Here is a 12,254-nt window from a genome sequence, read left to right on the forward strand (position 1 = left end):
CTATGTCGCAAACATTGCAAGCAACTTATGCAGCAAAACGTAAAGCACGTCGCTTTGCTGTACAAGGAATTTACGAATGGCAAATGAGCCACAATCCAGTCCATGAGATTGAAGCACGTACGCGTGTGGAAAATGCCATGCACAAAGTGGATCTGAGCTATTATCATGAATTGTTAACCCAAGTGGTTGCCAATCATGAAGCATTGGATGCGCTCTTAATCCCTGTGCTTGATCGCGAAGTTTCTGCGCTTGACGGCGTGGAACTAGCAACTCTTCGTTTAGGCGCATATGAACTCAAGGAACACCTTGAAGTCCCATATCGCGTAGTTTTAGATGAAGCGATCGAGCTTGCTAAGCATTTTGGCGGTGCCGACAGCCATAAATACATCAATGGTGTATTAGATCGTTTAGCGACGACTTTACGTGCAGCAGAAAAGCAACAAGCGAACTCACAGTAGTAGATTTGTTGTATGGCTGAGTTTTCGATCATTGATACCTATTTTAATCGTAAGAGTCTTCATTCTGTCGATTTAGGCGTCGGTGACGACTCAGCCTTGCTCACCCCACCACCACAGCAACAATTGGTCATTTGCGCCGATACTCTGGTTGCTGGACGTCACTTCCCGCTTGATACCAGCCCACATGCAATTGGCTGGAAATCTGTCGCGGTTAATTTATCTGATATCGCTGCAATGGGCGCGAAACCTCAGAGTATTTTACTGGCCTTGAGCTTACCCCAAATTGATCATGACTGGCTCAAAGGCTTTAGTCAGGGTTTATATGATTGCTGTGATCAATTTGGCGTGAGTTTAATTGGGGGAGACACCACCCAAAGCCCACATCTCACCATTTCCGTGACTGCACTGGGCTGGGTCGATATCGGTCAAGCCGTCACCCGTTCTGCCGCTCAAGTGGGTGATTTGATTTGTGTCAGTGGCACTGTCGGTGATGCGGCTTTTGCCTTGCAACACTTGGGACACCCTCTCCAGCAACGTTTAGACTACCCCACCCCACGCTGTGAACTGGGTCAAGCACTCAAAGGTTTGGCGCACAGTATGATTGATGTGTCCGATGGCTTAGCACAAGATCTCGGCCATATTTTAAAAGCATCCCATGTGGGCGCGACCCTACAACTTGATCAACTGCCAATCAACCCCGCTCTACAAGATGTAACACGAGAACAACAATGGCAATATGCTTTGGCGGGTGGCGATGACTATGAATTATGCTTTACAATAAGTCCGCAGAATTATGAAAAACTTTTGCAACAACAAAACCATAGCAGCATCAGTGTCATTGGAAAAATTGATGCCGAAAATGGTCTGCGTTTTCAACAAAATGGCTTAGACCATTCCTTGCAATTTACTGGATATCAACACTTTGCATAAACCCCCTATCCTCTTTCGTCAGATGTCTTGGTATGACCGTTTCATCGTGTTTTGCGGTGTAGGGTTTGGCTCAGGGCTAGCACCTAAAGCACCGGGTACCTTTGGTTCTGCCTTCGCGCTGCTGTTTGTCCCGATTTGGCTTGCAATTGGCTTATCCAACACCATTATTGCCATCATCTTCATGTCTCTTATTGGTATTTATATCTGTGGACATACTGCTAAAGTGATGGGCGTACATGATGATGGGCGTATTGTCTGGGATGAGTTTGCGGGACAATCCATCACCTTTTTACCAGTCCTATATTTAGGGCAAATGAATTGGCTCTGGCTACTGCTGGGTTTTATTTTATTTCGTATTTTTGATGTGTGGAAACCTTGGCCAATTCGCGTCATTGACCAAAAAGTCGAGGGTGGTTTTGGCATTATGCTCGATGACCTGATTGCAGGGCTATGGGCTGCGCTTTGTATTTGGATTTATTTTTATTTCACTGTGGCTTAGGCCATTTTTAGGATTACAACATGTCAACGACTGTTATTATTCTTGCTGCAGGTAAAGGAACACGTATGCGTTCTTCTTTACCAAAAGTATTACAACCACTTGCAGGACGTCCTTTACTTGGTCATGTTATCGACACTGCAAAAAAATTAAATGCAGCCAATATTATTACAATTTATGGGCACGGCGGTGCACGAGTTCAAGAAACGTTTACTCATGAAAAAATTGAATGGGTGGAACAAGCAGAGCAACTCGGAACAGGTCATGCGGTACAAATGACACTCCCTGTCCTTCCACAGGAAGGCAGCTCACTGATTTTATCAGGCGATGTACCTTGCATCTCTCAAAATACGCTACAAAAATTACTCAATGCAACAGCCGAGACAGGCATTGGTCTAGTGACTTTAACTTTAGCCAATGCAACAGGTTATGGGCGTATTGTGCGTGAGAATGGTCAAATTCAAGCGATTGTTGAACATAAAGATGCGACCACAGAGCAGCATCAGATTAAAGAAATTAATACAGGCATTTACTGTGTCAGCAATGCCAAATTGCACGAATGGTTACCACGCTTAAGCAATAATAATGCGCAAGGTGAATACTACCTGACTGATATTGTAGCAATGGCCTTAGCTGATGGGATGCAAGTCGCATCGGTTGAGCCTGAACAAGCCTTCGAAGTTGAAGGGGTCAATGATCGTATTCAGCTCGCTGCATTAGAACGTCAATTCCAAATAGACCAAGCCAAAAAGTTGATGCAACAAGGTATCCATCTGATTGACCCCAGTCGCTTTGACCTGCGTGGAAGCTTAACTGTTGGACAGGACGTACGCATCGACATCAATGTGATTGTTGAAGGCGAATGTGAATTCGGCGACCATGTAGAAATTGGTGCAGGTTGTATCATCAAAAACACCAAGATCGCAGCAGGTACAAAAGTTCAGCCTTATAGTATCTTTGACAGTGCTATGGTCGGTGAAGATGCGCAGATTGGTCCTTTCGCTCGTTTACGCCCAGGTGCAAAACTGGCTGCTGAAGTGCATATTGGTAACTTCGTTGAAGTCAAAAATACCAGCATTGGCCTCGGCTCAAAAGCCAATCACTTTACCTATTTAGGTGATGCTGAAATTGGTACAGGCTCGAACATTGGTGCAGGTACCATTACCTGTAATTATGATGGTGCAAATAAATTTAAAACCATCATTGGTGATGCTGCATTTATTGGCTCCAACAGCTCATTGGTTGCGCCTGTCACCATTGGCAATGGGGCAACCGTCGGTGCAGGCTCCACCATTACCCGTGATGTTGCAGAGAATAGTTTAGCGGTAGAGCGCTCTAAGCAAGTTGCAAAAGAAAACTATCAACGTCCACAAAAGATGAAGAAATAAGAGGATTAGATTATGTGCGGTATTGTCGGTGGCGTTGCAGAACGTAGTATTACCAATATTTTAATTGAAGGTTTAAAGCGCCTTGAATATCGCGGCTATGACTCTGCGGGTTTAGCGCTGGTCAATCAAGGCCAAGTTTTACGCGAAAGACGTGTCGGTAAAGTTTCCAATTTAGAAGAAGCCGTTAATCAATCGGGTATTCTAGGTTCTCTGGGCATTGCACACACCCGTTGGGCAACCCATGGTAAACCAACTGAAGATAATGCACACCCGCACATTTCAGGCGATGTTGCTGTAGTCCATAACGGCATTATTGAAAACTATCAAGAACTTAAAGATGATCTTGAAGCTTTAGGTTATGTATTTACCTCACAGACTGATACCGAAGTGGTCGCTCACTTGGTGAAGGATGCCTTAAAGTCAACTTCAAGCTTGCTGGAAGCTGTGCAACAAGTCGTGCCTCAGCTTAAAGGGGCTTATGCACTGGGTATCGTACATACTGACCATCCAGATGAACTGATTACCGTGCGTGAAGGTTCACCTTTGGTCATTGGGGTAGGTATTGGCGAAAACTTTATCAGTTCAGATCAATTGGCTTTACTGCCTATTACCAATCGTTTTATTTACCTTGAAGAAGGTGATATTGCTCGTTTAACCCGCAATAGCATTGAAGTTTTTGTCGCTGGTCAATTGGTCGAACGCCCAATCAAAGAATTAGATGCTGCCGTCAGCAATGCATCGAAAGGTGAATATAAGCATTACATGCTCAAAGAAATTTATGAGCAACCTGAAGCCATTCAACAAACCATTTCTCAAGCCCTAGATGGCAATGCACTGCGTGAAGATTTTCTTGCCCATGCAGTCGCTGATTTCAAAAAAATTCAGCAAATCCAAATTATTGCCTGCGGGACCAGCTACCATGCAGGCATGATTGCCAAATATTGGTTTGAGCAACTGATTGATCTACCATGCCAAGTAGAAATTGCCAGCGAATTCCGCTATCGCAGCCCTGTCATTGTCAACCATACGCTTTATGTCTGCATTTCACAGTCTGGTGAAACCGCTGATACTTTAGCCGCACTGCGTGATACCCAAAAGCGTGCTGCAGCAAAAGGTACTGACATCACCACCATGACCATTTGTAATGTCGCAACATCGTCTATGGTGCGTGAGACCAATCATAACTTGCTTACACTAGCTGGTCCTGAGATTGGTGTAGCATCAACCAAGGCATTTACCACACAGCTTGCAGCACTCATGTTATTGGTCTTAAAAATCGGTACGATCAAAAATAGCATTTCTGTACAACATGTGGATGAGATTACGGCTGAACTTTGGCATACACCGAAAGTGATTTTAGATACCTTACGTAATGATTCTGAAATCTTACGTTTATCTGAACTTTTCGTAGAGAAGCAGCACTGCTTATTCTTAGGTCGTGGTACGAATTTCCCGATCGCACTCGAAGGTGCATTGAAACTCAAAGAGATTTCATATATCCATGCTGAAGGCTATGCCGCAGGTGAGCTTAAACATGGTCCACTCGCTTTAGTGGACAATGACATGCCTGTGGTCATTCTTGCACCGAAAGATGACATGCTCGATAAACTCAAATCGAATATGGAAGAAGTTCAAGCCCGTGGTGGTGAACTCTTTGTCTTTGCCGATGAAAATAGCGGCATTAAAGCCAAAGACCGTCAGCATGTGGTTTATGTACCAAGCATTAGCCCAATATTAGCTCCAATTGTTTATAGCGTGCCTGTACAACTGCTGTCTTATCATGTTGCAGTCCTTCGTGGTACGGATGTCGACCAACCTCGAAACCTCGCTAAATCGGTTACCGTAGAATAATTATTTAAATAAAGGCTGGGAATCCAGCCTTTATTCTTTGTCTAAATAGAGAATCGCATATGTCGCAACTTACCTGCTTTAAAGCCTATGATATTCGTGGCAAGCTCGGGACAGAGCTGAATGAAGAAATTGCCTATAAAATTGGCCGTGCCTATGGGCAAATTTATCAACCCAAAACTGTGGTCATCGGTTGTGATATACGTTTAACCAGTGAAAGTCTCAAACAAGCCACCATTCAGGGTCTAAATGATGCTGGAGTGAATGTCCTTGATCTTGGTATGACAGGTACCGAAGAGGTTTATTTCGGCGCATTTCATCTAGATGTTCAAGGCGGTATTGAGATTACAGCGAGCCACAACCCCATGGATTACAATGGGATGAAACTGGTTCGTGAACAAGCGCGCCCTATTGGTGCAGATAGCGGTCTGGCAGAAATCCAAGCCTTAGCAGAATCGAGCGCGTTTACGGAAGTCGTGCAAAAAGGCTCAACCACACCCTACAATATTCTACCTGAGTTTATTGAACACCTTATGGGGTATATTAATCCTGCTAAAATCCGCCCATTAAAATTGGTCGTGAATGCAGGAAATGGCGCCGCAGGTCATGTCATTGATGCGATCGAAGAAAAATTTAAAGCCCTAAATATCCCTGTTGAATTTATCAAAATCCATCATGAAGCCAATGGTCATTTCCCCAATGGCATTCCCAACCCGATTTTAGTTGAAAATCGTGATAGCACGCGCCATGCCGTGCTTGAACATCACGCAGATATGGGCATTGCATGGGATGGTGACTTCGACCGCTGTTTCCTTTTTGATGAAAAAGGACAGTTCATTGAAGGTTATTATATTGTTGGTCTTTTAGCACAAGCCTTCTTACTCAAACAATCAGGCGAAAAAATTGTCCATGACCCACGTCTAATTTGGAATACCTTTGATGTCGTAGAGAAATATCAAGGTATCCCTGTTCAGTCGAAATCAGGGCATTCCTTTATTAAAGACAAAATGCGTGAGCACAATGCCGTTTATGGCGGCGAAATGTCTGCACACCATTATTTCCGAGATTTTTCTTATTGCGATAGTGGAATGATTCCATGGTTGTTGGTTATTTCTGTGTTGTCCGAAACGGGACAATCTTTGTCCTCATTGGTTGAAAAAATGATCAAAAAGTTTCCTTGCTCAGGGGAAATCAATTTCAAAGTCGCAGATACTCAAGTCACGATTCAAAAGCTTTTTGATCACTTTGCAAATCACAATCCAAGTATTGACCACACAGATGGCGTAAGTTTAGATTTTGGTGCTTGGCGCTTTAACGTTCGTGCTTCAAATACAGAACCTTTATTACGTTTAAATATTGAAACTCGTTTAGATCGACATCCAAAACCAATGCAAGACTATGTAAATGAATTGACTCAGTTGATTCAAGGTTAATTTTGCATAAGCATAAAACGAATTAATTTGTTTCATTCAACCTATTCACTGGTTATCTTTCTTGTGAATAGGTTGATAGATTCAAAGCTCAGTACGATTCTTTCAAATCGCTCAACAATCAATAAAATAATGAACGATCTAAAGGTATTTCAACACCTAAAGACACACCACTATCACCACCATGCACATCAGAATCACTGACCCATCCACTCAATTTAAGGGGTGTATTTGGGCGGATATAATGTGTCCACGTTAAATCTAAAGCCTTTACTTCATCTTTTTGCGGGAAAGCATGATTAATCTCCAATCCAGACTGATTCACTTTTGCCATCAACACTCGACCCTTTAGACGGTTCATATGGTCAAAGCGAATATCACCACCTAGGCTGTACATTTGCCCGTCGCCACCTATTGCATGACCTAAAGGAAAGCCATGTTGGTAATAGCCATCGGTATAAATATAATGATTATAAGAAATACCTTTAGTATCCCCATTTGTTTGCGTATCCACCCATTCGGCATAGAGTTGGAAAGGCATATTCTTGAATTGTGAAGAGTAATCAACGCCTGCCAAATACATTTTCTTGGCAGGTAATAACCCAGCCTCATCCTCACCCACATACTGCCCATATAGGCTGAGTGGAGCCTTAAACCATTGTTGTAGATTTAAACGGGCATCAAATCCAGCAATTTGATTGGATTTATCCGAGTCTCCATCATCAAAATTATCATTGCCCTTGATCGCCTCCCATAAATTACTCCAGCTCTCTGAACGCCCTTCACCACCCCACTGAAGTGTGCGAGATGCACCTAATTCAAGATAAGGTAACGGTTGAGCTGTTAAGCGAAACCCTAATAATTTAGCATCTGGAATCGCATTGTAATCATCTAATTGCCCGGCAAAAGCTTGGTATTGCCAAAGCCCGATCCAAGACAACCATTTGCTCTCAAATGCTTTCTGCTCTGCACGCTGCATGGTAAAACCATAGACTGGGCGACTAGCATCTCCTCGAATCAAACTACCATCATGCCCAGGCCCCCAATAGGTCGGGATCTGCCCTGCAATCAACCATTGATTCCAGAGTTTTCCAGCTAAATATGAACCTTCTACATTCACATCATGACCGTTATCAATAATTGGATCTTTTTCGGCATTTACACGGAGTCTTGCATCCCATTGAGCTCCACCCGCATTTAATTCAAGTGCTGCTTGATATTGAGACTTTTGCTCATCAGCAAACTTTTGGGGTAAGTTTTGAGGATCTGTTTCTGCAAATAAAGCTAACTTAACCAGTGTATTTTCAGTGGCTAAACTCGATTGAACAGAATCAAGCACTTTCTGTTGTAGCTGATTCTCAATTTTGGCATGAGATAAAGCACGTTGTATTTCTTCACCACTCAAAGGCCATGTAGACGTACTAATTTGAATCACGCCTTGTTGGTTCAACCAATTTAAATCAGTGCGTAAATCTTCATTATTTAAGACAATCCCTTGAGCTACTACAGGCAGTGCTAAAGCAGATAAAATGGCAAATGATAAAACCCTAATGCTTTGATATTTCATAACTATTCTTCAATTTAGCTTATTTTCACAACATCATAGCGAGTTTTATCTACAATTGCAGAATATGCATATGCTGGTTTGCATAATCACTACATTATTCACTCATCGTTTTAAACAGCGCTATCTTTATACTTCTCGAAATCGATGTCACATCCCAACCTAACTTATTGTTAAGTTAAGTATTAAGCTTTAGTAAAACCATTCGGGTTTTGTTTTTGCCAATTCCAACTATCTGCTAACATATCTTCTAGGCTGTATTTTGGTTGCCAGCCCAATTCAGCAATTGCGCGCGCATTATCTGCAAAAGATGTTGCTACATCACCTGAGCGACGTGGTACGATTTCATAAGCGACTGTAACGCCATTCACTTGCTCAAAAGCATTCTTCACTTCAAGGACTGACGAACCATTACCCGTTCCCACATTCCAAGCTCTACAGCCTTGAGCTGCCAAACGATTATTCAATGCACATAAATGCGCATTGGCCAAATCAACGACATGAATATAATCACGCACTCCCGTTCCATCTACGGTATCGTAATCACCACCAAAAATAGATAATTTCAGACGGCGGCCTACTGCTACTTGTGTGACGAAAGGCATAAGGTTATTTGGAATCCCAAGTGGATCTTCCCCAATTTGCCCACTTTTATGCGCACCAACTGGATTAAAATAACGTAATAATGCAATCGACCAACGCTCATCTGCCATTGAAAGCTTTTGTAATAATTGTTCTACGATTAACTTGGTATAACCATAATTATTGTTCGGCATACCTGTGGGCATGTCTTCATTCAGAGGTGAAACATTCATCTCATCGTATACTGTCGCAGAAGAGCTAAATACCAATTTAAAAACCTGAGCACGCTCCATCGCTTTGACCAAACTAATCGAACCCGAAATGTTATTTTCAAAATACTTCAATGGGATTTGTTGGCTTTCACCTACTGCTTTTAAACCCGCAAAATGAATGACCGCATCAATTTTATGTGTCGCAAAGATATGATCTAAAATCTGCTGATCTAAAATATCCCCTTCCACAAAATCCAATTTTTTAGAGGTTAATGCTCTAACGCGTCTTAACGACTCTTCTGAACTATTCGATAAATTGTCTAAAACGACAACATCATGTCCTGCATTTAAAAGTTCAACACAAGTATGTGACCCAATATAACCTGCTCCACCAGTCACTAAAACTTTAGACATGATCTTTTCCTATAAGAATATTAATTAAACCTTGAGTAGACGTATCCAATTGAGATAGGTCTGTCTGTTCCCCATTTAAAATAGGCAACAGTTGATTGGCAATTTCTTTCCCTTTTTCTACGCCCCATTGATCAAATGGGTTGATATTCCACAATACTGACTGTACAAAAACCTTATGCTCATACATCGCAATCAACATGCCTAAACTATAAGGATTCAGTTCCTGCATTAGAATGGTTGTACTTGGCTGATTTCCGTCATATTTTTTATATTCAGGTAAAGAGGCCAATTCGCTTTGATCCAATGCTTGATTACCAAAAGCCAATAAACGTGACTGGGCTAAACAATTAGAAAGAGCTAAATGATGTTGCTCAATCAATGCCTCCGCATTGTCCACATAAGTAAATTGTTCACTGTTATAGCGGTGTATGGGCGCAATAAAATCACTACTAACAGACTGTGTCCCCTGATGCAGCAACTGATAAAATGCATGTTGTGCATTGGGACCAACTTCACCCCAAACAATCGGGCAAGTATCCCATTCCGTTTTTTCACCGTTGCGTTGAATGGACTTACCGTTAGATTCCATTTCCAATTGCTGTAAATAGGATGCAAAATATTTCAAACGACCATCATAAGGTAGTACGGCATGTGTTTGGATATCTAAAAAATTGTTATTCCAAACACCCAGCACGCCCATTAATACCGGAATATTTTGCTCAAAAGGTGCATGCTGGAAATGCTGGTCTATGGCATAAGCACCTGCCAATAATTGCTTAAATCCTTCAACCCCAATATTTAAAGCAATCGGCAAACCAATACAGGACCATAATGAATAGCGACCACCCACCCAATCCCACAGTAAAAATTGATTTTCGGGCGCAATCCCCCAATCCGTCATCTTCTCAGGTTTGGTCGAGACGCCAATAAAATGCTGTTTAAGCATTCTCGGTTCTTGACCCAAAGACTTCTCCAGCCAAATGCGTGCCGTCTGTGCATTAGACAGGGTATCAATCGTGCCGAATGACTTCGAGGAAATAATAAATAAGGTTGTTTCAGGTCGTAACTGATGCAATAGATCAGAGAGTTGCGTACCATCCATCGTTGATACAAAGTGTACCTTCAGTGGCTTAACCGTATTTACTTTAAAATCTGATAATGCATGACTCACCATGAGAGGACCTAAGTCTGATCCCCCCACACCAATATTGACCACATCCAAAATCACTTCACCCGTCGCCCCACGGTACTGACCTGCATGAATTTTCTCAACCAACGTATACATACGCTCTAATTGTGTATGTACCTGTTCAGCAATTTGAAGATGATGTTGATCGTATTTCGGTAAACGAAGTGCCCAGTGCATCGCCGAGCGCTGTTCAGTATAGTTTATTTGCTCTTGTGAAAATAAACGCTTGACCCAAGGTGCTAATCCTTGTGCATGTGCCCATTGAACAAGGGCCTTTAATACCTTTGGATTAATACGATGCTTACTAAAATCAAAAACGATAGGTGCAAAATTTACGGAGAAATTTTGGAACCGTTGTTGATCTTCCGCAAACAAGTCAATTAAATGCTTGACCTTAAATTCATTTTTTAAAGTCTCTAAATGAAAACGAACTGATTTTAGATCCTCTACAGGATAGGGATGAATTTTCCCAGCCATTAGCGCCCTACTCCGATATATGCAAAACCCTGATTTTTAACATAGTCAGGTTGATAAATATTCCGTCCATCCAAAATCAAAGGATGCGCTAATTTGAGTTTTAATTGCGTATAATCCAATGACCAATATTGCTTCCATGCCGTCAAAACACATAAGCCATGGGCTTGGTTGACTGCATCATACTGGTCTTCGCATAAAATTAAATTATCTCGCTCACCATAAATCTCATGTATTTCTGCTAAAGCCTGTGGGTCATGCAAACGTACAGTCACTCCTTGCGCCCACAAAGCAGCAAGCATAGGATGAATTGGTGAAAAACTGGTACTAGAGGTATGCTGTTTGAAAGCAGCGCCCCAAATCGCAATGGTCTTTCCAGCTAAATTTCCATGGTAATAATTCCACAACTTTCGAAAGAGAAACTCTTTTTGTTGCTCATTAATTTCCCAAACTTGCCCCAACAACTGGCTTTTTGTCCCCGTACTACTAATGGTATTGGATAATGTTAAAACGTCATGAGAGAAGTTTTCCCCACCAAAGCCTGCTCCTGAATACAAATAAGACTCACCTATTCGACTATCTGCTGCCATTCCATCTCGAACATGCGCAATATCAATCCCTAATTTTTCAGCAACATCAGCCAAATCATTCATATAACTGATTCGAGTCGCCAACATGCCAGAAATGCTCAATTTGGTAAATTCAGCATCTAAAACGGGCATAAATAGATATTGCTGCCGACGAGGAAAAAGTGGACGTAGCATTTCCTCTAAACGGATTTGGGCTAGCTGATCAGTGCAACCAATAATTACCTTACCTGCACTCGTCACACTTTTAAAGGCTAACCCTTCTTGAATGGTATCTGGAAAATACACCCAATGATCTTCTGGTAAGACAGCTTTTAATTTTTCTGTTCCGTTTAAACCGAAGGTTGAAGCATTAATCATCAACTTGGGATGGATAATGGTCCGCAATTTTAGTTTTTTGACTACATTCAGCGCTTCTGCCTCTTGTGCAGGATTAAAACTAAAAAAATAAGCATCAATATCTAAAGGGAGAGTCGAAAAATCACAATAACTCAGAAACCCATTTTTGTTCTGTTTTTCTAGGGCCTCTACAACATCTTGATCTCTAAGATTAAACAGCACCGTATGGTCCTGTAAATCATTACAAATAAAAACCTGATGTCCACTTTCTGCAAGTAGTGCCGAGATCACACCTGCGTATAAGGTCGTGCCAAACATTGCGATTTTCATGACTCACCCCCTC

General features: G+C 42.0%; 10 protein-coding genes. 6 read left to right on the forward strand and 4 right to left on the reverse strand.

All coding sequences use genetic code 11. From position 1 onward, the window contains the following. Positions 1–2: 2 nt before the first annotated feature. Genes nusB through RR876_RS12365 form a run of 6 tightly spaced genes read left to right on the forward strand, consistent with a single transcriptional unit; the run spans position 3 to position 6,553 of the window. Positions 3–458 (forward strand): transcription antitermination factor NusB, encoded by a 456-nt coding sequence (gene nusB / locus RR876_RS12340; protein ID WP_004684291.1) that lies wholly within the window; start codon positions 3–5, stop codon positions 456–458. A gap of 12 nt (positions 459–470) precedes the next feature. Then, complete coding sequence (thiL, locus tag RR876_RS12345) at positions 471–1,388, forward strand: thiamine-phosphate kinase (protein WP_332477708.1); 918 nt, start codon at positions 471–473, stop codon at positions 1,386–1,388. After that, positions 1,366–1,887, forward strand: coding sequence for a phosphatidylglycerophosphatase A (locus RR876_RS12350; RefSeq protein ID WP_332477768.1), 522 nt, complete (start codon positions 1,366–1,368; stop codon positions 1,885–1,887). Before thiL ends, RR876_RS12350 begins: the two co-directional genes overlap by 23 nt. 20 nt (positions 1,888–1,907) lie before the next feature. Next, entirely contained in the window at positions 1,908–3,272 is a 1,365-nt protein-coding gene (glmU, locus tag RR876_RS12355) for a bifunctional UDP-N-acetylglucosamine diphosphorylase/glucosamine-1-phosphate N-acetyltransferase GlmU (protein ID WP_332477707.1), read from the forward strand. A gap of 12 nt (positions 3,273–3,284) precedes the next feature. Beyond that, a complete protein-coding gene (gene glmS, locus RR876_RS12360; RefSeq protein WP_332477706.1) occupies positions 3,285–5,123 on the forward strand; it encodes a glutamine--fructose-6-phosphate transaminase (isomerizing) in 1,839 nt (612 codons plus the stop codon). A gap of 59 nt (positions 5,124–5,182) precedes the next feature. Next, positions 5,183–6,553 (forward strand): phosphomannomutase CpsG, encoded by a 1,371-nt coding sequence (locus RR876_RS12365; protein WP_332477705.1) that lies wholly within the window; start codon positions 5,183–5,185, stop codon positions 6,551–6,553. Positions 6,554–6,671: 118 nt separating this feature from the next. Here the strand turns inward: RR876_RS12365 and RR876_RS12370 are convergent, their stop codons facing one another. The 4 genes from RR876_RS12370 to RR876_RS12385 all read right to left on the reverse strand — a co-directional run bounded on the left by RR876_RS12370 (position 6,672) and on the right by RR876_RS12385 (position 12,241). Continuing rightward, positions 6,672–8,117, reverse strand: coding sequence for a capsule assembly Wzi family protein (locus RR876_RS12370; protein WP_332477704.1), 1,446 nt, complete (start codon positions 8,115–8,117; stop codon positions 6,672–6,674). 182 nt (positions 8,118–8,299) lie between these two features. Continuing rightward, positions 8,300–9,322 carry a UDP-glucose 4-epimerase GalE gene (gene galE / locus RR876_RS12375; RefSeq protein WP_332477703.1) on the reverse strand — a complete coding sequence of 341 codons (1,023 nt, stop codon included), beginning with the start codon at positions 9,320–9,322 and terminating at the stop codon, positions 8,300–8,302. Then, the gene (gene pgi / locus RR876_RS12380; protein WP_332477702.1) at positions 9,315–10,988 is read right to left on the reverse strand and encodes a glucose-6-phosphate isomerase; all 1,674 of its coding nucleotides are present in this window, start codon (positions 10,986–10,988) and stop codon (positions 9,315–9,317) included. Before pgi ends, galE begins: the two co-directional genes overlap by 8 nt. Next, positions 10,988–12,241 carry a UDP binding domain-containing protein gene (locus RR876_RS12385; RefSeq protein ID WP_332477701.1) on the reverse strand — a complete coding sequence of 418 codons (1,254 nt, stop codon included), beginning with the start codon at positions 12,239–12,241 and terminating at the stop codon, positions 10,988–10,990. The genes pgi and RR876_RS12385 overlap by 1 nt, the downstream gene beginning before the upstream one ends. Positions 12,242–12,254: the final 13 nt, after the last annotated feature.

Source organism: Acinetobacter sp. (genome assembly GCF_036666595.1).
In the GTDB taxonomy this organism is placed as follows: domain Bacteria; phylum Pseudomonadota; class Gammaproteobacteria; order Pseudomonadales; family Moraxellaceae; genus Acinetobacter.